This window comes from uncultured Clostridium sp. (genome assembly GCF_910588715.1).
Taxonomy (GTDB): domain Bacteria; phylum Bacillota; class Clostridia; order Clostridiales; family Clostridiaceae; genus Clostridium.
On record NZ_CAJURG010000006.1, the window covers coordinates 12307 to 38053 of the forward strand.

The 25747-nt window shown below is 26.6% G+C and carries 23 protein-coding genes; 8 read left to right on the forward strand and 15 right to left on the reverse strand.

Features of this window, described 5'->3' with window-relative positions:
• Positions 1–26: 26 nt before the first annotated feature.
• From QZ321_RS09220 to QZ321_RS09265, 10 genes are all read right to left on the reverse strand, one after another.
• Complete coding sequence (locus tag QZ321_RS09220) at positions 27–1475, reverse strand: leucyl aminopeptidase (protein WP_291750090.1); 1449 nt, start codon at positions 1473–1475, stop codon at positions 27–29.
• Between the two features lie 106 nt (positions 1476–1581).
• A complete protein-coding gene (locus QZ321_RS09225; protein ID WP_291750088.1) occupies positions 1582–2169 on the reverse strand; it encodes a class I SAM-dependent methyltransferase in 588 nt (195 codons plus the stop codon).
• A gap of 29 nt (positions 2170–2198) precedes the next feature.
• Positions 2199–4673, reverse strand: coding sequence for a DEAD/DEAH box helicase family protein (locus QZ321_RS09230; protein ID WP_291750086.1), 2475 nt, complete (start codon positions 4671–4673; stop codon positions 2199–2201).
• Between the two features lie 120 nt (positions 4674–4793).
• Positions 4794–6257, reverse strand: a complete 1464-nt coding sequence (locus QZ321_RS09235) for a GIY-YIG nuclease family protein (protein WP_291750081.1) — start codon at positions 6255–6257, stop codon at positions 4794–4796.
• Between the two features lie 276 nt (positions 6258–6533).
• The gene (locus QZ321_RS09240; RefSeq protein WP_291750079.1) at positions 6534–7865 is read right to left on the reverse strand and encodes a DnaB-like helicase C-terminal domain-containing protein; all 1332 of its coding nucleotides are present in this window, start codon (positions 7863–7865) and stop codon (positions 6534–6536) included.
• Positions 7866–7902: 37 nt separating this feature from the next.
• A complete protein-coding gene (locus QZ321_RS09245) occupies positions 7903–8880 on the reverse strand; it encodes a hypothetical protein (RefSeq protein ID WP_291750077.1) in 978 nt (325 codons plus the stop codon).
• Between the two features lie 240 nt (positions 8881–9120).
• On the reverse strand, positions 9121–9336 hold the full coding sequence (locus QZ321_RS09250; RefSeq protein ID WP_287892822.1) for a DUF2922 domain-containing protein: 216 nt from the start codon (positions 9334–9336) through the stop codon (positions 9121–9123).
• 18 nt (positions 9337–9354) lie between these two features.
• Complete coding sequence (locus tag QZ321_RS09255) at positions 9355–9573, reverse strand: DUF1659 domain-containing protein (RefSeq protein ID WP_287892820.1); 219 nt, start codon at positions 9571–9573, stop codon at positions 9355–9357.
• Positions 9574–9797: 224 nt separating this feature from the next.
• Entirely contained in the window at positions 9798–10256 is a 459-nt protein-coding gene (locus tag QZ321_RS09260; RefSeq protein WP_291750069.1) for a hypothetical protein, read from the reverse strand.
• Positions 10243–10653, reverse strand: a complete 411-nt coding sequence (locus tag QZ321_RS09265; RefSeq protein WP_291750065.1) for a nucleotidyltransferase domain-containing protein — start codon at positions 10651–10653, stop codon at positions 10243–10245. The genes QZ321_RS09260 and QZ321_RS09265 overlap by 14 nt, the downstream gene beginning before the upstream one ends.
• A gap of 410 nt (positions 10654–11063) precedes the next feature.
• Between QZ321_RS09265 and QZ321_RS09270 the strand changes: the two genes are divergently transcribed.
• Positions 11064–11504, forward strand: coding sequence for an Hsp20/alpha crystallin family protein (locus QZ321_RS09270; protein ID WP_294196672.1), 441 nt, complete (start codon positions 11064–11066; stop codon positions 11502–11504).
• A gap of 364 nt (positions 11505–11868) precedes the next feature.
• Here QZ321_RS09270 and QZ321_RS09275 read toward each other — a convergent pair whose 3' ends face one another.
• Entirely contained in the window at positions 11869–12369 is a 501-nt protein-coding gene (locus QZ321_RS09275; RefSeq protein WP_294196673.1) for a hypothetical protein, read from the reverse strand.
• Positions 12370–12428: 59 nt separating this feature from the next.
• Positions 12429–13007, reverse strand: a complete 579-nt coding sequence (locus QZ321_RS09280; protein WP_291750209.1) for a DUF4878 domain-containing protein — start codon at positions 13005–13007, stop codon at positions 12429–12431.
• A gap of 345 nt (positions 13008–13352) precedes the next feature.
• Here QZ321_RS09280 and licT point away from each other — a divergent pair, with 345 nt between their 5' ends.
• The 5 genes from licT (at position 13353) to QZ321_RS09305 (ending at position 19238) form a co-directional block, all read left to right on the forward strand.
• Complete coding sequence (gene licT, locus QZ321_RS09285) at positions 13353–14195, forward strand: BglG family transcription antiterminator LicT (RefSeq protein ID WP_291750213.1); 843 nt, start codon at positions 13353–13355, stop codon at positions 14193–14195.
• 112 nt (positions 14196–14307) lie between these two features.
• Positions 14308–15696 carry a PTS transporter subunit EIIC gene (locus QZ321_RS09290; protein WP_291743247.1) on the forward strand — a complete coding sequence of 463 codons (1389 nt, stop codon included), beginning with the start codon at positions 14308–14310 and terminating at the stop codon, positions 15694–15696.
• A 104-nt stretch (positions 15697–15800) separates the two neighbouring features.
• Positions 15801–16193 carry a PTS glucose transporter subunit IIA gene (locus QZ321_RS09295; protein ID WP_291750238.1) on the forward strand — a complete coding sequence of 131 codons (393 nt, stop codon included), beginning with the start codon at positions 15801–15803 and terminating at the stop codon, positions 16191–16193.
• Between the two features lie 25 nt (positions 16194–16218).
• On the forward strand, positions 16219–17640 hold the full coding sequence (locus QZ321_RS09300; RefSeq protein WP_291750216.1) for a glycoside hydrolase family 1 protein: 1422 nt from the start codon (positions 16219–16221) through the stop codon (positions 17638–17640).
• A gap of 404 nt (positions 17641–18044) precedes the next feature.
• Positions 18045–19238 carry a CshA/CshB family fibrillar adhesin-related protein gene (locus QZ321_RS09305; protein ID WP_291750223.1) on the forward strand — a complete coding sequence of 398 codons (1194 nt, stop codon included), beginning with the start codon at positions 18045–18047 and terminating at the stop codon, positions 19236–19238.
• Between the two features lie 176 nt (positions 19239–19414).
• On the opposite strand, the gene QZ321_RS09310 is transcribed toward QZ321_RS09305, so the two are convergent.
• Entirely contained in the window at positions 19415–21097 is a 1683-nt protein-coding gene (locus tag QZ321_RS09310) for a hypothetical protein (RefSeq protein ID WP_291750226.1), read from the reverse strand.
• 220 nt (positions 21098–21317) lie between these two features.
• On the opposite strand from QZ321_RS09310, the gene QZ321_RS09315 reads away from it, so the two are divergent.
• Positions 21318–22412, forward strand: coding sequence for an Mbeg1-like protein (locus tag QZ321_RS09315; protein ID WP_291750229.1), 1095 nt, complete (start codon positions 21318–21320; stop codon positions 22410–22412).
• 63 nt (positions 22413–22475) lie between these two features.
• Here the strand turns inward: QZ321_RS09315 and QZ321_RS09320 are convergent, their stop codons facing one another.
• A complete protein-coding gene (locus QZ321_RS09320; protein WP_291744331.1) occupies positions 22476–22769 on the reverse strand; it encodes a hypothetical protein in 294 nt (97 codons plus the stop codon).
• A 158-nt stretch (positions 22770–22927) separates the two neighbouring features.
• Here QZ321_RS09320 and QZ321_RS09325 point away from each other — a divergent pair, with 158 nt between their 5' ends.
• Positions 22928–24169, forward strand: coding sequence for a CshA/CshB family fibrillar adhesin-related protein (locus tag QZ321_RS09325; RefSeq protein ID WP_291750232.1), 1242 nt, complete (start codon positions 22928–22930; stop codon positions 24167–24169).
• 467 nt (positions 24170–24636) lie between these two features.
• Here QZ321_RS09325 and QZ321_RS09330 read toward each other — a convergent pair whose 3' ends face one another.
• Positions 24637–25566 (reverse strand): hypothetical protein, encoded by a 930-nt coding sequence (locus QZ321_RS09330; protein WP_291750235.1) that lies wholly within the window; start codon positions 25564–25566, stop codon positions 24637–24639.
• Between the last annotated feature and the right edge of the window lie 181 nt (positions 25567–25747).

A 25747-nucleotide genomic window follows, 5' to 3' on the forward strand; every position in this document is an offset into this window, starting at 1 on the left:
TATAAAAAATATTAATCTTTTAAAATTTATTTATGTTTACATTTATGCTTTACGATTAATTCATATAATGTAGCAACAGGAGCTCCTGTTCCTCCTTTTGGTGTTACATCATTTCCTGAATCTGTCCAAGCTGTTCCTGCAATATCTAAATGTAACCATGGCTTATCTTGTACAAACTCCTCAATGAACATACCAGCAGTAATTGTTCCTCCATTACGTCCACCAATATTTTTTAAATCTGCAAAGTCTCCTTTATATAGCTTTTTGTAAGCTTTATCATTAGGTAATCTCCAGAATTTTTCTCCAGTTCTCTTTGATGCAAGTAATAATTCATCATAAAAGCTATCATCATTGCTTAAAACTCCAGTTATTTCAGTTCCAAGAGCAATTAAAACTGCTCCAGTAAGAGTTGCTACATCTACAACCTTATCTACCTTTTCTTTTTCAATAATATAAGTAACTGCATCAACTAAAGTTAATCTTCCTTCTGCATCTGTATTTAAAACTTCAATAGTTTTTCCTGCCATAGAACTAATAATATCACCTGGTTTATAGCTTCCACCAGAAATAGCATTTTCACAAGCTGCAACTACTGCCACTACATTTTTTTCTACTTTATTTTCTGCAAGAGCCTTCATTGTTCCAATAACAGCTGCTGCTCCACCCATGTCACTTTTCATTGTGTCCATAGCAGTTGATGGCTTAAGAGAATATCCACCAGTATCAAAAGTAAGCCCTTTACCTACAAGCCCTACTATTTCATCCTTATTTTTATTTCCCATATATCTCATAACAATTAATCTTGGCTTATGAACTGAACCTTTTGCAACTTCTAAGAATGCTTTCATTCCTAATTCTTCAATTTGCTTTTCATCAAAAATTTCTACTTCAAATCCACTTTCTTTCCCAACTTCTAAAGCTATTTTTGCTAAGCTTTCTGGGTATAAAATGTTTGCTGGTTCATTTACAAGGTCACGAGCTAAGATTATACCATCTGCCACATTACTTGCTTCTTTAATTTTTTCTTTCATTTTATTAATCTTATCTTTTGGTGCACCTATTATAGTTACCTTTGGCTCATAGCTTTCTTTAGTAGCTTTATATTTATCAAACTTATAACTTGCAAGTTTTACACCTTGTACTATGGACTTTGTAACTCCACCTGTACATAATCCATTTGCTTTTATGAAATTAATGCTTAAATCATTTATTTTTAATTTTTCTGCCTCTTTAATTCCTTTAGCAACTGCATTTATTAGGTCTGTTCTTTCTAATTCTTCAAATTTTCCAAGACCCACAAAAATTTCATAGTTTAATTCTTCTGTAACTCTATAAAATATTTGTCCTGTCTTTCCTTCAAATACTTTTTTAGTTTTTAATTCTTCAAGAAATTTATTATTTAATGCTTTATCTTCATATACAAGGTTAATTGCACCTTGAAAGCTTCCAACTATTAAGTCTTTTACATCAGTCATCTTTTGATTTCTCCTTCTTAATTTTTGTATTTTTCTTTATTATACTACAAATTTTTATAAGTAGTAAATTTAATTAACTAATAATTATTATTTTTTGTTTTTAAAATTAAGCTTCTAATAATATATTAAGCCATCTTAAATTTTCTCTACCACCAAGGGTATCTCCTGTGATATATATTTCTTTAATTTTTAAGTTTTTAACCCTTTCTATCATTTCTTTAAAGGTTTTTTCTGTATAGCAATTAAAGTATCTTTCATTTTCATCAATATATTCATCTTCACCATATTTAAAGGACATATAAAATACTCCATCTTCTTTTAAATTTAATGATATATTTTTTATTACATTTATTATATCTTTTCTATTTACATGAAGGAGTGAAGCACAAGCCCATATTCCATCAAATTTTTCTTCTAGCTTTAAGTCTTCAAATTTACTGCAAATTACTGGCTGACCAATTATTTTACTTGCTCTACTTGCTATTTCCTTTGAGCCATCTACTGCTGTAATTTTGTATCCTCTTTTTATAAACTCTAAGCTATCTCTTCCAGAGCCACAACCTAAGTCTAATATTTTTCCACCTTTTTTAATATTGTTTAAAAAGTTATTACATAGATTATTTGTGTTTCCTTGTAATGTTTTCTCTATATATTCTTTTGAATTGTTATTATAATAATTTAATGTTTTATTCATCTTTTACTTTATATTTCCTTCCAAATATACTATTTTTCTTTATTTAAAAATCTATTTTTATAATAAGCTTCAACTCTAAAATCAATGGCATCTTTCATGTGCTTTTTAAAAGCTTCATTATTTATAATTTCTTTAAGGTCATCTTGAAGTGCTATTAAACAACCCTTCTTTTCTTTAAAGAAATCACCATGAGTTTTTATTAAAAACTTAATTGGATTATTTTTAGCTAAACTTACATACTTCTTTTTATCCCAGTCCATAAAATTGCTAGTTGACTTATCTTTAAGCATATCAGCCTTATTAGAACCATTTCTATAAAAATTATAAAAACTTTCATAAATATCATCTTCTGATACTTCCATTTTTATATTTCCACCATTATAAAAGGCTAATAAAACTGGCATTTTATAAGTCTTGCTCATGCTTGTAGTTTCAATCATATTAATAAATTCTCTTCCTCTAGAATTATATAATACTTCTTCATAATGGTTTAACTCATCATTTTCTTTTATATACTCTAAATAATTAGAAAATGGATTCATTGCTTTACCTTTACTTTTTATATTTTGATAAACTTCATCATCAATATAAGTAAGAAACTCTATTCTACTTGGTCTATAGCCTAGCATATCATAGACAACTTCAAATTGTTCTTTAATTTTATCCTTAACTTTCATTTCCCTTTCAGCTTGATTTTTAAATATATCTATTATTCTAAAATCAAAATCCACCATACAATCATCTGGAAAAACATAATCACTTTGCTTGTTTTTCTTACATTCTGTTGCTGAATATTCTTTTCCACTTAATAAAAATGGTACTAAATTTGCCTTTTTATAATTTCCTATAAAGTCTAGTACATTTAAGTACTCTTTTCCTTTAAACTTTCTTAATCCTCTTCCAAGCTGTTGCAAAAATATTGTTGGTGATTGAGTTGGTCTTAAAAACATTACCATATCAATTGCAGGTATGTCTAAACCTTCATTAAACATATCTACAGAAAAGATAACTTCTAATTCCCCAGATGATAATTTATTTAATGCTATATTTCTCTCTTCTGAATATTCTCCACTTTCACCGCTATAAACTGCAACTGCTTTAATATTATTTTCCTTAAATACTTTTGCCATATACTCAGCATGATGCCTTGAAGTGCAAAATCCTATTGCTCTTTTTGAATTATATTTTAAGTAATGATTTAATATAAGTTCACCTCTTTTATTAATCATTAAAGCTTCTTCTAGCCCCTTATCATCATATTTCCCATTTTTATAATCTATATTCTCATAATTTATAGTTTCATCATAAATACCATAATATCTAAAAGGAACTAACCACCCTTTGTTTATTGCATCTTTTAATCTTACTTCATAAACCATATTATAATCACAAAGTGCAAATACATCCTTAGAGTCAAGTCTTTCTGGTGTTGCTGTAAGTCCCAATAAGAATTTTGGAGTAAAGTAATCTATTATTTTTTTGTAATTGTTAGAAACTGCATGATGAAATTCATCTACTACTATGTAATCAAAGTAATCTTTTGAAAAATATTTTTCATTTAAATATTCATCTTTTCCAAGTGTTTGAACTAATGCAAAGATAAATGATGCTTCTGTATCTTTTTTATTTGCATAAAAAAATCCAATATCATTTGAATTTCTAACATTTTTAAAGCTTTGAGCCGCCTGTTTTATTATTTCCTCTCTATGAGCCACAAATAAAATTCTATTATATTTTCTTGAATCAAATGCAGCTAAATAAGTTTTTCCTATACCTGTTGCTGCTACCACTAGCCCCTTATCAAATCCTTCATCTCTTGATTTTTCTAAACAATATAATGCTTCAATTTGAGCTCCACGTGGTTCAAATATGTTTACTATATTTTCTTCCTTATTTTTTTCTTTTTCTATATCCTTATAAAGATTAGGTCTTGTCCATTCCTTTGAATAACTCTTTAATACTTCATCTGTTATTATTAATGAATGGTTATTGAATAAATCTTCAAAGGTATCGTAAAAGGTTTTAAAATCTGTTGGTGCATTTGATTTTAAAAATCTATAGTTCCATTCTATTGATGAAGTTAATGCTCCTCTTGAAATATTTGATGAACCTATGTATATTTCTGAATCTAATGGATTATGGAACATATATGCTTTTGGATGAAAGGATTTGCTTGGATTATTGTAAAATCTTAAATCTACTTTGTCTTTTAACTCTGATTTTAATAAGTATAGTGCCTGTGGCTGTGTTATTTTAAGATAGTTTCCTGTAAGTATTCTTATTTTAACTCCACGATTTAGTGCTTCTTTTAGGTCTTGTAGTAGTAGTTTTACTCCTGGTTCCATTAAAAATGATACTATTATATCTATTTTATTTGCAGTTTTGAAGCTTTGTTTTAGTTTTGGATAAAGATAATCTTTATCTCCTGTTGATGTGTTTAGACTTATTTCTTGCTGTTGTATTTGCTTTTCTTTTATTGTTGTTTCTTTTATAGTGTTTATCATTGTAATCCCCTATTTTTTTATAAATAATAGGAGCTAAGAAATCTTTTAGATATATTTCCTTGCTCCTATATATTATCTCATATTTAATTTAATATTTAAAATGTATTAATTGTGTAATTTTTAAACCAATATCTCACTTTCTTGATTAATAGAAAGAGTTTGTCTATATTGTTCAGCCGCCATAGTTCTATTAAACTCTGCTGTAGGTTCAATTTCTTGTACCAATTTTTCTAATTCATCAATGGAAACATTAAAGAATTCTTTTCTTAAATTAATTTTATTAGTTCTCTTATCATTTAAAATATCATGTAACTTTTTCTCTAAAGCTACAGCATCATCTGAAAATATAAAGCTATGAACATCAAATACAAAAGGCACACTTGCATCTCCTAACTCATCTACTCTATCCTGTGGATTTAATCTTCTAGTCATTCCAACCTTAAATGTTTTATCTCCAAATGAACCTAAATTACTAATTATATAAACATAACCAGCCTTACCATTTTGTCTTTTTACAATATCTTGCTTTTTATGCTCAACATTATCTAATTGATTTTGTAACTCTTCCAATCTAGCCTTTAACTTTTCTAACATTTCGTTTTCTTGAGAAATCAACAAAGATTCTTCAATCTTAGATATTTCAGCCTTATATTTCTCCTCTTCTTTTTCAACTTGTTTTTTCTGCTGTTCTAAAATCTTTCTCTCCTCTGCTTCTTGTCTCATTTGTTCTCTTAGTTTAGCTTGCTCTTCTTTTTGTTTTTCTTTCTTTATATAGTATTCATATTCTATTTCAACTGATTTTATAAATAAAAACTCTATTTCATTTATAAACTTAACCATAGTATTAAAAATACTCTGGTTTCCTTCTGCAGCAATATCTAAGTATTTCTGAGTAGTAATCTTTACATCCTCTATAGCCTTTTCTAATTTCCCATATTTTAAGTTATATAATATATTTTGTTGCTCTGCCTTTAATGCAATTACCATAAGCTTGTATATTGTTGCATTCGCTTTAGTACTATACCTATCTTCATATTTTTTTAAAACTTCACTTATACATTTTTCATTTTCATTAAATGCTTTTCTTAACTCTTTTATATCCATGCAATGTAGTTTAAGTTTTATTGTTGGATTAAACTCAATTTCATCATCATGAAATTTTTCTTTAAGTATTAACTCTTCGATATTTTCCTTAAATATATCTTGAACTTTATATTTTTCTATTATGTACTGAATACTATTATATAATGGCTTAATTTTATTTAACTTCTTAGTTTCTCTTGCCAACTTTTTCTCTAGTTTTTCAGTTTCATTATTTAACTTTTCAATCCTTTCAATTTTTTCTGCTTCTTGTGAAATTTCATATTTTATATTCTCTATTTTTTCACTAAACTTAAAAACTTCATCTTGCTTTTCTAATCTTAACTTTTCAACTTCCGCATTTACTTCCTTATCTAAGTTTTTTATTCTATTTTCCTTTTCTATACTTAAGTTATCTATTTCACTATTAAGTCTATTTAATTCTAAATTTTTCTCTTCAATAGACTTTCTCAATTTAAATAACTCCTTAATATTCTTAAACATATTTTTCCCCCTCGAAGTATTATAATAAAATTATATCTTATAAAAACATATTTTTATGTCGAAATTAGTCGTTATAGTAATTTTATTATATGTAGTAATTAATTTAAATTTTATCTAATTTCCTCTACACTCAGAAATCTTATTTGAAATGGATATTTTGTTAATACTAAATTGTCAAGTATTAAAAAATAAGCTAGTTCAAACTTAATAGTAAAAAAAGCAATTACAAAGCTTAGTTTTATAATCGCTTTTTTGTTATTAGTTTTTACTTAAATTCTAAAAGTCACTAACTCTTGAATATCTCCCATTCCACCTCAAAGCACAAGTTCCCCTTCTTCCATGTCTATTTTTAATTACAACAACATTCATACACTCAGGATTTTCATCTGCATTTTTAGAATTATACCTAAGCTTCCCTTGCCTAAACATCATATCCCTATACACTCTATCATCAAGCTTAATATTCCTATAAAGAGCTATAACTTGGTCACTATCTTGTTCAATTCTAGCACTATCTTGAATATCACCAGAATCAATCTTTTCAAGAGGAATATCCCCACCTCTTTTATCAACCATTCTATTAGCCTGTGCCAAAAGGACAATACATATATCCTCCTCCATAGCAAGAGTTTTCAAAACTCCACTAATCTTCCCAAGCCTATTTGTCATAAGGTCCTTATCAGAAAAATCTATGTATTTATTAATATAATCAACAAATACAATATCTAAACTATTTTGCATCTTATAAACCTTAATTTCATTAACAAACCTTTCAAAATTAGTTTCCATAGAAACATAAATCTTTTTATTAATCAAATTAGCCATAAACCTTGAAATACTATCCTTATCCTCTTTTAATATACTATCATCATCAATAGCCTTAGTTGAAAGAGAAAGATAACTTCCTGCTATCTTATTAAAAATTTGATTTCTAGTCATTTCAGCACTACCATAAAAAACCTTATATCCACCTAAAGCCATATTAGAAGCAAGTTGCAAAGAAAAAGTAGTTTTTCCAACTCCACTTCTAGCAAATACAGTTATAAGCCTACCCTTTTGAAAATTCCCCAAATACTTATCAACATACAAAAGCCCAGACTTTATTCCCTTATCCCTATTTTCATCATAAAGCCAATTTATATATTCATCATATTGAGCATTTATATCTATTTCCTTTTTTAAGCTACACTTATGAATTTTCACCTTAGCCTCTTCAATTTCACTTTCAATTTCCTCAAGGTTCATATCACCATTTATCTTGTCCACAGCTTTAAGATAAAGATGCTTTTTATAATTATCAACTAATAGCTTTAACTTTGTATTAAAAGCCAAACTACTAACACTACAAGCAAAAATTTCAGAAACATAAGCTACTCCGTCCATTTCACCTATAACCTTTTTATGATGCTCCAAAAAAGTTACCAAATCTATTTCAAGCTTTTCTTTAACCATTTCAAGTATTCCAAGATAAATTCTCCTATGTTTAGAATACAAAAACATTTCAGCCTTTATCCTATTTTTCGCCTCGATAATAAGATTACTATCTTTAAACATAGCTCCTAAAATTTCTTGCTCTAATTGAATTTGTCCATTACTTAAAATCACCATAATTCTTCCCCCTATTTAACCCTTAAAATAATTAATCCTAGTCTATATAATCCTCAATGTTTATTTTAAAACTCTCCTTTTTCCTTATCTTTTCAAAAGCTTTTGTATAGCTTTGCCACATATCCCCTTTATCTAAAAATCTTTTAACCCCATTTTCCCTCTTCAAAAAACTCACTAAGCTCCAGCTATAGTCATAATAATAATCACTATAATAAACCTCACTATAATTTTTTATAGCTTTTAAAACTCTACTTTCCCCAAAAGCTTTAACTGCATATTCTATAGCATCTTTAATTGAATTACTTAATACCTTTTCAACTTTAATTTTAGTTTTATTCCAAGTATTAAATATATTTATATATAATTTATAATTATTTATATATTTATTATTTATATTATTATCCTCTAAGCTAGCGCCATAATTTTCTTCAAAACAACCCTCAAAGCAACTATTTTCCTCATCTTCCTTCTGGTTTTCTAAAACAATTTTACTAGTTTCAAAATAGCTACTAGTATCATTTTTGCTACTACCATTTTTGTTACCAGTATCATTTTTGCTACTACCATTTTTGATACTAGTATCATCATTATTACTAGTTAAACTTACATTCTCTAAAACTAAACTAGCTTTTGAAAAAGAATTATAGCTCCTTTCATTATAATTACTATTTTTTTCTGTAATAAGATTTTCTAAATCATCATTCTTTACTTCAGTAGAATTTTCTAAACTCTTTTGTGATTTATTAATATACTCTTTAATAATTTTATACTTATTAGTTTTTCCCACACTTTTTATTATTTCTATGTATCCCTTATTTTCTAAAGATTTTAAAATATCTAATATTTTATTTTTACGCTTAGTTTGAAAAAGCTCCATCATCTTTGAAATTGAAATACAAGTTTCCTCTTTAAATTCCTTTATCCTTGATATAAAGATTAAAAGCATATATCTTTCATCTTTATTTATATTTTTATCATCAAAAATATTTAACATAACTTGACCATTAGTATTCATAAATTCCCATCCCTTCCCTTACTTTTAATTTTTAAACATTAATCATAACTTTATAAAGATAAAATCTTTTTTCACCATAAAATTAACGGAACAAATTTATCAATTATAAACCTATACCTTAAAATAATCCTAAAATTTTAAATTAAAAAATTATCTTTAAGCTTTTATAATAAAATTAAAGGTAGTAATAAGACCTAAATTTAATAACCCTTATTACCACCTAAATATTAAATTAATTTACTATACAGTAAATTTTGTAACAGCTTTTTCTGTTACATAAGCTGAGTGTTTAGATACTAAAGCACCCTTTTTATTTTCAAAGATATTATTTTGAATTAAGCTATCCATTAAAGCTATAACTTCTTCATTTGTAATTCCTTCTTTAACATCTGAAATTGAAATGTTAGACTTTTCTCCTGTTTCAGTTGAAAATGTCATTGTTAATGTATATTCCATATCCTATTTTCCTCCTTATTATTCTTCAATTTGAGATAATTCTGTTACATAAAAGTTTCTAGTATTTGCACTAAGCAAGTCTGCTATTAATGTAGCAACTGCTTGAACTTTAGAAATCTCTGCATTTTTTACTAAATTTCCTATTTTCTTTTTAGTAAAGGTTGGATTTCCTTCCTTATCAACTGCTGATTGAACTTCAATTGATAAAACTGCACTTTCTAAGGTTTTAACTGCCATAATAAATTCCCCCTATTTTAAATTTTTTTATTTTGTCTTACACTTAGAACATATACAACTAAAAAGAGTTTTTACAAATTTTATTTATTTTTTTCTATACATAAAAAAAGCAGCTGCAAAAATTTCTTGCAACTACTCTTTTACTATACTAATATATTTCTCTTAAACTTATTTTTAAATTATCAAAAAATGTACTTACATACACATCATCATTTTTATATACATCAGCAATGTTTATTTATCTTATAATTTAACCTTACAACCTCAGAAGATGATTCTAAAAATATATCCAAATAAATAATTTCTGAGTGACAAAACTTAATTATATCTTCTTCTGCTCTATCTCTTTTATAATAATCATGGGTAAATCTATTTCTAAGAACTACACACTTAACTAAAAATTCACACAAATAACTATCCATAAGCCCTTCTGTAGTTGCTGATTTAATCAATTCAACACCACTTAATCTTGGATTATATCTATCATTTATAACAAGATATGTTTCACATATATCAATTATATATTCAGTAAAATCAGAAAAATATCCTGTCATTCCCCTTGCTATAATTTCATTAGGATCTAGGCAATAAAGCTTAATAGCTTTCCTTATTTTAATTAAAAACTCATGAGCACTATTAAACTTTTCATTTAAACGCTCTTTTTTATATCTATAATATACCATACTTTGATTCCCAATCCTCTCTAACTAACTTAATTAACCTTTCATTCACTCTGTTAAACTTACTTATATACATCAAAAAATCATAATGTAAATCAATGTTAAAAATCAATTTATCATTATAATCAATATAAATATCTGCAAATACAGAATCAAAACTATTAAGTCCAATAAAAGTAAAATGAATATCATCATAATTAAAATACTTTTGCAAAACTTCTCTATATTTATTTTCTATTTCAAACTCAATATCAAAGTCATTTTTCTTTACTAAAGCTAAAATATCAATATCACTTTTCCCTTCAAACCAATACTTAGTATTATAACTTCCAAACAAAGTTAAAGATATTAAATTTTCATTATCATTTTCTATATTTAAATTAGATAATAACTTTTTCATTTTTCACCTCTTAAAATTTGACTAAGAAAATTTATAATATATCAAAACTTACTTAAATCCATTAAGGTAAATTTAATCAAATTAATATATTTCCTATTCTTTATTATAACCTAAAGATTTACTTTATTAAAATTAATTTTATACTTATTTAAATTTCAACTATTTTCCATAAAAATTAATAAAAATTATTTGAAATTAATTTTCATCAAAGCTATTTCTTAATTTTTCTCACTTACACTTCCTTATTCTCACTATTTTAAATTTGACCTTATTTGACCTTTATTCTATAATATACTTGTACAAAGAAATAAGGGAAGTAATTAAAGATTTTCCCACAAAAAAGAAAATTCAATAAAGTCTAGCAAAACTACTTTTGAACTTTCACAAAATTAATTAAAGGAGGTCTTTGTATGTTTGGTTTAGTACCTTTTAGATTTAATAACGGAGAAAATAACAGAGGGTTAAGCATTAATGACATGTTCAATGATTTCTTTAATGATGATATGTTATCAGAATTCAATTCAAGTGGAAGTTTTAAAACTGATATAAAAGAAAACCCTGAAGGATATGTTGTTCATGCTGAATTACCAGGAGTTAATAAAGAAGATATAAATATTGATTACAATAATAATTATTTAACCATTTCTGCTATAAAAAATAATGAATTTGAAGAAAAGAAAGATAATTATATAAGACGTGAAAGAAGTTATGGATCAGTTTCTAGAGGATTTTATATTAATAATATTGATAAAAATTCAATTAAAGCTAAATTTGATAATGGTGTGTTAAGTGTAGAATTACCTAAAAAAGATTTAATATCAAACAATGAAAATAAAATTTTAATAGAATAACCCAATTAATAATTACTTTAGAAAGAGGATGATTTCAGCATAACATTAAAAAAGCAATTACAATATTTAATTTTGTAATTGCTTTTTTATTGATATAATACTACATCCTTGACATTATCTAAATAAAAGTGAACAATTAGGTGATAATCCTGCTGAAATACCAGCTAATAAACAAATAGATGTGACTGCTAATGCTTCAATTGAATTACTAAACAAAATTTCTAATTAATATAAAATAATTAGAATACACTTTGTTAAAATGATAAAGACAATAATAAAAACTTTCTTAGAAGTGATAAGGGAAAAGAAATTTACGATAGCAATAAACTGAAAAACAAGCTAGAATTCTAGCTTGTTTTAAGTTTTAAAACCATTTATAAGTTTTAAGTTTTACATCATATGTTAAATAAATTTCTTCTCCATTTTCATCTACAACTGTTATATCATATGATAGATATTCCATATCATCTGAATTTCCTGTTGCTGGAGCAAAAGTTTCAAACTTAGGAGATGTTTCCCCTGGCATTATAGTATCATAATTTGTTAAATAAGTTTTTTCATTTTTATCTTTTAATAATACTGTAACATTAAATCCCTTTATTGCATATTTAGAATTATTAGTAAAGGTCGCTTCCATATATCTATTTCCAATTGAATCTGGTTCTAACATAGTAACATTCATTGGTAATTCTTCTATAGTAACTGGTGGTTGCTCTTTTTCTTCCTTCTTTTCATCTTTCTTTTCTTCCACCTGTGCATTTGCATTATTTTTTGAACTATCATCTACCTTTTTATCTTCCCCACAAGCAACTAATGATAATAATAAAGTTCCTGTTATAATAGCCATCAAAATCTTTTTCATCATTTTACTTTCCTCCATTTTATTATCCCCTTAATAAGCAAACTATGCTTATTAAGTTATATTTATTCCATACCATCAAGCATTGAAGAATCAAATCCCATAACTAATTTAACTAAAGATTCGCTTTCATCAATTTTCCATTTACCATCAATCTTACTTAAAGTAATATCATCAGTTTTATCACTATAACTAACTTCATCTAAATGCTTTGAAAGTAAATCATTCATATAATTTTCACTATCTTCATCACTCATTTCAACACCTGAAAAAGCTTGTGCCATAAAATAACCCATAGACTCTGAAAAAACTTTTCCAAAAACTTCACCAAAGTTCATACTATTTACGGTTACATTAACCTTTGCAGTATCACCATTAATTTCTTCACTATTAATCTTATAAGTTAACTTTTTCATTTTCTTTATAAGCTTATCAGTTACTTCCTTTGATACTCCATCTTCATCTAATACTTCTTGTCCACTTTCTTCAACTACAGCAAAAAGCTCTTTTGCACTAGTATCACCCTTTTTAACCTTATCAAAGTATTCACTAACTACATCACTTGGAGTATTTGCATTGCAACCAACCAAAGCTGTAGTTATTATTAAAACTAAAACTACTGATAATTGTTTTACGTATCTCATTTTATAATCCTCCTAAAAATTTATAAATACTATATAATTTTACCATTTTTCTTTACATAATTGGTATGCTATTAGCATACAATTTCTATTAAAAAAACCTCAAATAAAATTTAAAAACTCTAAATTCTTTTAAGTTTTTCATTTTTTTGGTAAAAAATATAAAAATATTATAGACAAGCTATTAATTATATGTTAATATTCAATATATCAAGCGTGTGTCATACTAGGTATGATTAAATTGGTTTGTTACTGGAATATTTATATCGTCAGGCAAGACCAATAGTATAGGCAGTTTTTTTGCCATACTATTGGTCCTTTTTAGTATCAAAATGGGAGATGTTTTTTATGAAAATAAGAAAGATATTAAATAATAACTTAGTTCTTGCAAACGATTGGCAAGGCAATGAAATAATCGTAAAGGGACGTGGAATAGGATTTAATAAAAAAAGATGGGACACTATAGAAGAAGCTGTTATCGAAAAAATATTCACCCCTGAAAACTCTAAAAAAAGTAAAGAATTACAATCTTATTTAACATCAATTCCTGAAGACTATTTAGATTTTGTTCAAGGATATGTTGATTATATTAAAAATTCTTATGATATTAAATTAAATAATAGTATTTATGTTTCATTAAGTGATCACTTAACAGGAACAATTAAACGATTTAATGAAGGCATATCAATAAATAACCTTTTACTTTTAGATATTAAACAATTATATAAATTAGAATATAAAATTGGTTTAGATATGCTTGAAAAATTAAACGAAAAGTTTAATGTAAACCTTCCTTTAGATGAAGCTGGATTTATTGCACTACATTTTGTTAATGCACAAGACTCTGAAGGAAAAAAAGATGGCTTTCAAATATCTCATATTGTAAACGAAATAATGAAGATAGTTAAAAGATATTATGCTTCAATTGTCTTTGATGAAGAGAGCTTATATTACCAAAGATTTATAACTCATTTAAAATACTTTGCTCAAAGATTTCTTCACAAAGAACTTAATTACAAAGAAGATGCTAAATTATTTGAAATTATTAAAAATCAATATAAAGAAGCTTATGGATGTGTTAAATTAATTTACCTAATGATGGAAGATAAATATAATTATCAACTTACAGAAGAAGAAATGTTATATCTTACAATGCACATTCAATCAATTAAAGAAAAATCAATATTATAAAAATTTACTACTGTTAACTTTGGCTTGTTACTGAAATGCGAACTTAAATACAAAGTCGCAGCCTTCAGGCAAAACCTTAAAATAAATTATATTTTTAAGGAGGATACTTAGAATGAAACTTGGAATTAAAAAAGATTACAAAAATGATTCTAAGAAATTAACAGAAAGCTTAGGCGGAAAGGAGAACATAAAAAAGGTATTTCATTGCATGACAAGACTACGCTTTTACTTAAAAGATAAAAGTAAAATCGATAAAGATTCAATAAATAGTCTTCCTGAAGTATCAGGCATTAACTGGCATAATGATCAACTACAAATTATTGTTGGAAATGATGTTAATGAAATGTATAGAGAACTTATTAATTTAGGTATTCCATCAGATGATAATTCATCTGATACTGAAAGTGCTTCAAAAGGAATTGTATCAAAAATTATAGACTCTGTTACAGGTTCAATGACACCTATGATACCAGCCTTAACTGCTGCAGGTATGATAAAGGTTGTATTAACACTATTAACAACCTTTAACATAGTTCATGATACAAGCAGTAGCTATCAAGTAATTAGCTTTATTGGAGATGTTGCCTTTTACTTTATGCCATTTTTAGTTGCTGCAAATGCTGCAAAGATATTTAAAGTTAATCAATCAATTGCATTAATCATAGCAGGAGTATTTTTACATCCAAACTTTACTGCAATGATAGCATCACAAGACCCAATATCCTTATTTGGACTTCCAATTACTAAGTTTTCATATGCTTACTCAGTAATTCCAGTTATCTTAATGGTTTGGATTGTGTCATATATAGAAAAATTAGTTGATAAAATTACTCCACGTATGTTTAAGTTAATTTTAAACCCTACTCTTGTAATGCTTATTAGTGCTCCAATTGCATTAATTGCTATAGGGCCTTTAGGTGGATTAATTGGAGATGGTTTAGCTATTGCAATTGACTTCTTATCTGCAAAGCTTGGATTTGTTATAGTTGGTATTTTAGCTGCTACTTTCCCATTTATCGTTATGACAGGTATGCACCATGCTTTAACACCAATTGGATTAAATGCAATTGCAACTGGTGGTGCTGATAAATTAATATTTGTATCTCAAGTTTGTTCAAACTTAGCTCAAGCAGGTTCTTCTCTTGCAGTTGCTGTAAAGTCTAAAGATAAAGACATGAAGCAATTAGCTAGTGCATCAGGAATTTCTGCTTTAATGGGTATAACAGAACCAGCTCTTTACGGTGTTACATTAAAATTAAAACGTCCAGTTATAGCTGCTTCAATTGCCGCTGGTATTGGAGGTATTGTTGGAGGTATAATGCAAGTTTCATTATATATTGCCCAAAATAGCATTATGGCTATTCCTGCATTTATAGGTGAAGCTGGAATGGGTAATTTACTTGCAGGTATTGTAATGATTGCAGTTTCTTTTGCTTCTTCATTTATATTAACAATCCTATTTGGATTTAAAGACATTAATCCAGAAGAAAAAAAAAATTAAAAATTGAGAAAAAAGAAGAAATAGAAAAACCTCTTGTAGAGAGAATAGAAATATATTCTCCTATTTCAGGGACATTTGAAAAATTATCAAATGTTCCTGATGAAATATTTTCAAACAATCTAAACTTAGATGGTGCAGCAATAATTCCTAATGACGGAAAAGTATATGCACCAGCAGATGGAAAAGTAATATCTATAATGGAAAACAACAAAAAAATAATATTTAAAACTAATACAGGAGTTGAGCTTTTAATTCATATAGGTTTAGATACAAGCAATTTAAATAATAAATACTTTAAAGCTCATGTAACTAAGGAATCAGAAGTTAACTTAGGAGACTTATTAATAGAATTTGATATTGAAGCATTAAAAAATGAAGGCTTTAACTTATTAACTCCTATTATAATAAAAAATATAGATGATTATATTAAAGCAGTTCCTATGTTTTCAGAAAAAGATGAAGTACAAATATTAGATAATATATTAACTATTGTTTAGTTTACTAAGAAAGGATGAATTTTAAATGACTAAAAAAATGCCTAAAGACTTTTTATGGGGTGGAGCTACTGCTGCAAACCAATATGAAGGTGGCTGGAACGAAGGTAATAGAGGCCCATCTATTGCAGATATACTAACTGGAGGAAGTGTTAATAAAAGTCGTAGACTTACTCCACCAGCACCCCTTGAAAATGAATTTTATCCAAACCATGAAGCAACAGACTTTTATCACCACTTTAAAGAAGATATAAGATTATTTGCAGAAATGGGATTTAAAGTTTATAGATTTTCAATTTCATGGTCAAGAGTATTCCCTAAAGGAGATGAAGAAGCTCCAAACGAAGAAGGATTAAAATTTTATGACAATGTAATAAATGAACTTCTAAAATACAATATAGAACCTTTAGTTACAATATCTCACTATGAAAACCCACTACACCTTTCTTTAGAATACGGTGGTTGGAAAAATAGAAAGCTAATTGATTTTTATATGAACTTTGCAAAAGTTTTATTTACTCGTTATAAAGGAAAAGTTAAATATTGGCTTACATTTAATGAAATCAATATGCTAACAGTTCCATTTGGAGGAATTTTCTGTGCTGGAATCTTAGACGAAAAAGAAAACAACAAGGAAAATAGATACCAAGCTATGCATCATCAATTAGTTGCTAGTGCCTTAGCTGTTAAACTGGCCCATGAAATAGATGAAAATAATAAGGTAGGTTGTATGCTTGCATATCATAATGGATATCCTTATACATGTCACCCTAAAGACATTTTATTTGCTCAACAATATTGTCAAATTCAAAATAATATTGCTGGAGATGTTCATGTTAGAGGTAAATATCCTGGATTTGCAAAAAGATTCTTTGAAGAAAATAATATTAACCTAAAAATAGATGATGCCGATAGCAAAATCTTAAAAGAAGGTACTGTTGATTTTGTAAGCATAAGCTACTATTCAAGCGTTTGTGTCAGCAAAACTTCTGATGGAGAAAAAACTTCAAGTAATGGTTCTGAAAATATAAAAAATCCATACTTAAAAGCTTCTGATTGGGGTTGGCAAATTGATGCAACAGGACTTAGATATGTATTAAATCAAATTTATGATAGATACCAATTACCTATTATGATAGTTGAAAATGGTATTGGTGCAATAGATAAAGTAAGCGAAGATGGAAAAATCCATGATGACTATCGTATTGATTACATGAGACAGCATGTAGAACAAATGAAAGAAGCAATATATGATGGTGTTGAATTAATTGCTTATACTAGCTGGGGCTGTACAGACCTTGTTAGTGCATCAACTGGTGAACTTAAAAAAAGATATGGCTTAATTTATGTAAACAAACATGATGATGGAAGCGGTGATTTATCAAGAATACCAAAAGATTCCTTCTATTGGTATAAAAAAGTTATTGAATCTAATGGTGAAGAATTATAATAACTAAAATAATTAAAAATATATAAAAATTAAAAACCCAAAAATACCTTTAAAATAATGAAAACCCAAAATTCCTAAAAAAATCTTTAAAATAAATAAAAATTAAAAATAATAAAATCCTTTAAAAAATAAATAAAAACCCAATAAAAAATAGGAGTTATACAAAATAGTATAGCTCCTATTTTTATATACAGTTATTCCATTTTCATTTAAACAATTAATCTATTACTTTTTCTTTGCCTTAGTTTTCATAAAGGACTACTTTATTATTATTTAAAATAAATAATAATTTAATTAACATAAATTTATATAAATTAATTTTTAAATTAACTATATCCTTTATAGATTAACATATGTTTATATTCGTGAATATAATAAAGTATATAACTAAAGAGGTGAAAATAATGAGTACAATTAACGAAACTGCCTATAAAGGAAATCAAACAAGCCTAGGAAAAGGAGTACCATATATTTATTGGATAAATTTTGGACAAAACCTAGTTTTAAAACCTGGTGAATCTTATGAAGTTGTAAATAAAATAGATGGTACAGATTATACTTTTCATATGACTTTAAAAGGACTTGGAGATGCAAACTTAGTATCTTCTAGCTTACCCCTATCAACTGGTAATATAGGATTATCAGATTACACAGGAATTAAAGGCTATCCTGCCCTTGTTTCTCAAAACTCAGCTGAAATATTTAAAACTGAAACTTGGACATTTAATACCGAAAATATGTATATTTTAGATGGAAATGGAAATAAAGTTTCAAATTATTCACTAATATTTGCAGATGCTGAACAAACAAACAACTTTGGAAAGTCAGAAGATATATTATTTACAGTTTCTCCTGGGTCAATTGAATTATACGATACTTCCAAATATCAAGCTTCTACTGGTGAATTAGATATAGACTACCTAGATTCAAATCAAGTTTATATACATTCTCCAAAGCCTGGATATAACTATTCTCCAATATTTATAGCTACCGCTCCAACAAACTGCAACGTAAAAATGTCATCTTACTCTAACAGACAAGGAGTTGCCTTTGGAGTAATACTTCAACAAGGTGATATTAATATAGAAAAATCCCCTAACAAACAAACTATATATGATTCATCTAAAGATATTTTATTTTCTTTTAAATTTTCTGCACTACCTGATATTAATGGCTATACTAGTTATGTAATAATTGATACTATTCCTTCAGGCTTATCTGCTGATTTAGGAAATATAAAAGCTTATCAAATATCAAAAGATAAAATATATAATCCTATTCAATTAACATCAAAGGTAGTAAATAACACTATTACTATAACTATTCCTATAAGAAATATAACCCCAGGAGCAAATGTAGTTGTAGAATTTCCTATAAAAATTACAAATCAATCTATAGTTCCAAATGAATTTACAAACCAATGTGTATTAAAAGTAATAAATCCAATTATAATTAAAAATAAAGTAAGCCAATCAAATAAAGTTAATGTAAACTTAGATTTAGTAACACCTGACACAAAAGATGATGAAACATTAATAAAATTTTTGTATTATCTTTATTTATATTATTGCTGTTGTTTATTTAATAAAGAGGATTAAAGTAATCAAACCAAATTTATTACTTTTTAATTTAATTATAGTTTTATATCTAACTTCAACTAAGCTTTATAACAATACCTTAAAATAAAAAATTTTAGGGAGCTATGTATAAAGACTAACTCCCTTAAAACCATTTATAAAAATACAAAGTTTATAGTTATAATCTATAAAAATATTTATCTAAATAAATTTATTCCCCTATATTTAATATTTAATTTTAATATTATTTCATCCATTTCCTTACTCAAATCTATATCTCTTGCTGCAAGCTTTCCATCTGGTGTAAAAATATTTATAAAATTATTATCAGAATATATACATAGAGTACCTAAATCATCTGTAGCTGTTGTAAACCTTTTAGGATTATCTATGTTTTTTAATACTACAATTAAATCTCCTACATAATTAGTATTATTTTGAAGCTTAACTTTTACTTTATTAACTTTTGGCTTATTTTTATTTGTTGTTAATAATACTGATCTATACATTATTAATCTATTTTTATCAGTAGCTTGACTATCTTTGCTACCAATATCATCTATAGTTATTTCGCCCGCATTAGAACTAACTTCACCATTTCCAATTATTTTTATGTCTTCACATTCTCCATTAGCACCAGCTCCAACACCAGAAGCATTAATACCACCCTTTGCCCCTATATCTACATTTCCCTTTATCTCTATACTTCCAGATTTTCCATTAAGTCCACCACCAATTCCAGCTCCATTAACTCCCCCTTCTGAAATAACTTCCCCATTACCACTTATTGATATTTCTCCTCCAGAAACATTATATCCCCCACCTATACCTGCTGAATTTACGCTTCCCTTAGAATTTAGTCTTCCATCTTCATTTATAATTATAATTCCCTCTTTTCCATTACTTCCGCTTCCTATTCCAGCACCCTCATCTCCACCAGTTACAGATAATTCATTCATATCATTAATATTAATAAAATCAACATCACCTTTAAATCCACTTCCTATGCCAGCAGCTCCCTCTCCACCATAAACTCTCATATTTGCATAATTATTTATTCCAATATTACCAGAGCTTCCATTTAAACCTCCACCAATTCCAGCACCATACCTTCCACCTCTTACAAGAATATTTCCAGTTCCACTTATTGATATTTCTCCTCCACTTCCCTCTGAGCCACCACCTATACCAGCACAGTTATATCCTCCCTCTACACAAATATCACCTGCTGTATACATTATAATATTTCCTGCCGACTCTCCATTATTTCCACCAATGCCTGATGCCCCAAAGAACTCAACTTCTCCTGTTTTCAAATCTCTACAAGGTTCTTTACTTTGATGGCATACAAGTTTTGTATCATCACCTTCAAAATAAATAGAAAGCTTTTTTCCTTCTCCAACATGAATTGCCGAATTATAAATTGCTTCTTTCATATCAGCTCCAGTTCTTGATGCTAATATGCTATTATTACCTATGAACTTTAATGTATTCCCATCTTCTAAAAGCTCATTATCAGAAATATTACTTGCTATGTCTATAAATACACCCTCATAGTCATCAACAGGGTCAGTTGCTGATAATCCTAAATTTTCTATCTCACAATTAAAGCTCCCTAATCCTCCACCTTCAGATACTAGAGATGCATATATATTTTTAATCTCATCACTTGTATTTTTTCCTATTACTTTAAAATAAATTATATTATTAGGGATTACTATTTTATAATAAATTGTATCAGTATTTAACCCTGAGTTACTTAAGTCTAAAACTATTCCTGTAATACTAGAATCATTACTAGCTAAACTCTTCATATAAGAATTTAAATCCTCACCATTATACACCCATTCATCCGATAATAATTTTATTTCAGAATTCATTTATTATTCTCCAATATAATTTTTTTAATTTATATATTCTCTACTATAATATAGTTCTAAAACTAATTAGTTCTGAAATTTTTTTAATTTATATAATTAATAAACTTATAATTTATATTTTTAACAAAATAATTTAAATATAAATTTATGTATTTTTAATTAGATTTTAGAGAAAACAATAATTAATAATATTTTTATATTTTACAATTGGAGTTTACTTATGGAAAATATAATTAATTACGCTAAACAAGAATTATCTACTTTTAGCCAAAAAGAGTTTAATGCAATAGATTCATTAATACTTTCCCAAGTTAGCAATATAATACTTGATAACTTAGTTGGCAGCATAAATTCAAATAAAAATCCAGTAAAATTTAAAGACTTACTAAAAGCAGAAATGTTTCCTAAAATGTTTGATAAAGTTCCTTATAATGAGCTTACAAAGCAATTACTTTTTTGTCTTTCTGCAAGTCCTAGATTTAGAGATATAAGAATTAATTATCATGTTTCAAAAATGGATTCGATTTTAGAAAAACAATTTTCTGCAACAACCTTTCTTTTAAATAATACTTATGCCTATATAGCCTTTCGAGGAACAGATTATAGTATTGTTGGGTGGAAAGAAGACTTTAATATGGCATTTACAAAAGCCATTCCCTCCCAAATAGAAGGAGTTCAATACCTAAATACAATTGCAGAAAAAATTCCTCATAGTCTTTATATTGGTGGACACTCTAAGGGTGGGAATATTGCAGTTTACTCTTCTATGAATTGTAACTATAAAATTTTACCCCGCATAATAAAAATATTTAGCCATGATGGCCCAGGCTTTAGAGAGGAAATAATAAAAAGTGAAGAATTTTCTAAAATAAAAAATAAAATACATAAAACAATTCCCCACTCTTCACTTATAGGAATGCTCCTTGAAAACCATGAAGATTATCATGTAGTAAAAAGCAATAAAGTTGGTGGATTAAAACAACACAATCCCTTTTCTTGGGAAGTAATAAATTCTGATTTTAATTACTTAAAAAAAATTTCTTATAACTCTAAATATACAAGCGATACCTTACATAATTGGCTAAAAAAACTTTCTGACTTTGAACGTAAATTATTTATAGAAACATTATTTGATATTTTTGAATCTACAAAAAATAAAAATTTTATTGATATATCTCAAAACTGGAAAAAAAATATTCCAATTATTTTAAATTCAATAAAAAATATAGATGATTCAGTAAAAAATATAATATTAAAGTTAATTAAGGAATTTTCAATAATTTATATAAAAACTATTACTCATATTAAAAAATAAAATATAAAAAGAGGCTATTTTTTATATAGACTCTTTTTATAAAATATTATTTAATTATATGTTCTAAGCTTTAGTTTTAGCTGCTTCCATCATTACAAATACTGCTGTTAAAATATGCATCACCATACCAACAATAGGTATCCATCCAACTGCATTTCCAATTATACCTAAAATACTTCCTGTAATAGGCAAATCTTCTTTCATTGAAAATACTAAATTTACAATATGAAATACTAACATGATTGCAAGTGGAGTCCACAATAATCCTAATATTATACCTGCACCTATTATTGGAATTCCAAGTAATGCTTCAAGACCTCCTGCAACCCACTTAGTAACCTTAACAGTTTCCCTCATAAAGTCTCCCCTTCAATAAAATATTATTTAATACTTTATTTATATTCAAATATATTTTACTAAATTCAAATAATTTAATAAAATTTCAAATTTACATAACAAATTAGTGTAATCTTGAATACAATATAGTATTAATAAACTAAAGAGGTGTAAAATTAATGTCTACTAATATCATTGAAGTTAATGAAACTGCCTATAAGGCAAATCCCAAAAGTCCTGGAAGAGGTGTACCTTATATTTATTGGATTAACCTAGGTAAAAATATGTCAATATGCCCTAAAAATATGTACCATCTTACAAATAAATTAGATGGTTCTGGGTATACCTTCCATATGACTATAAAATGGGGAGGTGCTATGGATTTAGTATCAGATGTTTTACCTACAGAATATGGTGATTTAGGACGTATTGATTATGCAGGTATACTTGGCTATCCAGCATTTTATCCTAAATCCTATAACCCTTGGGGACTTAATATATGGAAAGTTAACCTTGAAGATATTTGTGTAAAAGATAGCTATGGTAATAAAATTACTAATTACTCCTTTATTGCTGCTGATGCAGAACAAACAAACCTATTTCCCTACGGAGCTGAAAGTAATACCTTTCAAACTAAAAATGGTGTATGGAGCTTATATGATATTGTTGATGTATTAAAAGCAAATCAATCTTGGCCCTTTCCTGGAAAATTAGCTTATATTGGTTTAGGTTCAAATACAGTACAAGAACTTGCAGTTAAAGAAGGATATAATAATGCTCCAGTTTTCTTATGTCGTTCAGCAACTGAGTGTAAAATAACAATGATATCCCCTAGAGAAAGACAATCCGTTGCAGTTGGTGTTATGATACAAGAACAAGGTATAAAACTAACAAAATCTTCTTCCACAAATACAATAATTAGAAAAAAAGAATTTGAGTTTGAATTTTTAATTCATTTTAATGCCTTAGATTCAACAGATGGTTACACAGAATATAGAATAAGTGATACTTTAGAAAAAGGACTAGAAGTAAATTTAGATAATATTAAGGTTATGCAAACTATAAATAATGTAACTGATACTGTAAAATTTAATTCTATTATTATAAATAGGACAATTGATATAGTTATTAGTGCAAGTAACATTACTGCTGGAGCAGATGTAAATATACTTTTACCTATTAAAGTTATAAATCCACTTATACTTCCAGATAAATTTTTCAATATAGCTAATATGTCTCTTGCTGGTGATGAACCTAGCAAAAATAAAATTGCTTCTTCTAATAAAGTAGAACTAAAAGTAGTTAAAGACCCAAAACAAGAAGAAAAACCTTTGCCAATGCCTCCAGAAAATCCAAATCCTGCTCCAAAGTCAAATCCTAATAAACTTATCCTACCGCCATTTCCTCCTTGTTGTTGTTAATTAAAAATATTTAATTAATCACAAACTATTTTTTATATACAAACATTAAATCACAATTAAGTTTTAACAACATCTTACTAACTTTTCCTCTTTTTAATTTAATAATAATTTCTTTTTTCTGATTAATTATTAATAATATTTAATATATTAACAGCTTTCTTTTTTAACTATTAACTAATTTTAATATCTACTATTTTATTTTTATTAATTTTTAAAAAATTAATTATTATAATTCCTTTATTTTTCTATCTATAATAAAATTTAAAATAAAAAGAGAGCATAAAATATATAATATAAATTATACAAGCCTCTCTTTTTATCTAAATTATTTTTTACTAATTTTTATATATAGCCTTTATTTCTTTATATTGACTATACAAATAATATATATTTCTTCATTTATATATCTCTTTATACATTTCTTTATTTATATATATATTTTATTGTTTTACACTCTTATCTTTTTTCTACTCTTCATCAAACATAGAAATCTTATATTCATCAATAACTTTATTTAAGTTACTATCTATAACTAAAAAAGTTCCTTTAAAATTCACTAATTGTTCCACATTATTTTCAAAAACCATCTTTTCATAAACTATAGACTTTGCTAAAACATTACAATTAAAGCTTGGAATAGTTTTACACGCCTCTACAGTTACATCTTTGATTTCAATTTTAATATCACTGTCTAATTTATTTTCAATACATAAGTTTAAATTTATTCTTTCTTCCTCATCACGGCTTATTCTAATAAAATACAATTTTATCTTATCTGTATCTATTATTATATCACCATCAACCTCACTAAAACTTTCTTCATAAACCTTCTTAGCTGTTTCTTTCTCTCTTTCTTCTATAGCTACTTCTTCCTCTTCCCTGCCTTCTTCATTTATTATTTCTTCTACTACTACTTTCTTTTTAATTCCAGTAAAAGCTTCGATTGCTTTATCATCACTTAAAATTTCCTTAACCTTTTCTAGCTCTACATTACATACCTTATAACAAAAATTTAAGGTATCTCTTACTTCTTCATTTTCTAAGTACAAATCAAGAGAATTATTAAAAAGTACTACTAAAGCATCTAAAGAATATGCAAAACTTTTATTTTCTCCTTTTGAATCCTCTGCTGTAACATATTCATTATTATAATATTCCTTTAATGATTTCCCTAAATCCAATAATACCGCTTCTAATTCACTTCTTACCTTATTAATAAAAACTATTTCTAAGCCCTCATTACTATACTTATTAAGTAAATTATCCTCATTACCATAAGAATAATTTGAAGCTAAATCAATTATTTCACCTAACAAATCTCCTGTTTCACTAAAATGCTCCTCAATTCTTTGCACCTTTTTACTCTTATTTTTATTAAAAATATCAAATAATCCCATTTTAAAAACTTCTCCTTTATGTACTTTATTTATAATTTATAAATATATTATTTAAAATACTATTATTGTAATTCCATAGATGATTATAAATAAACCTTTAATTAACTAAAATAAAATTTTATATTTTATTTCACATACAATTTTATAATTTCAAAAAAATCTTTATTAATTAATAAAGATA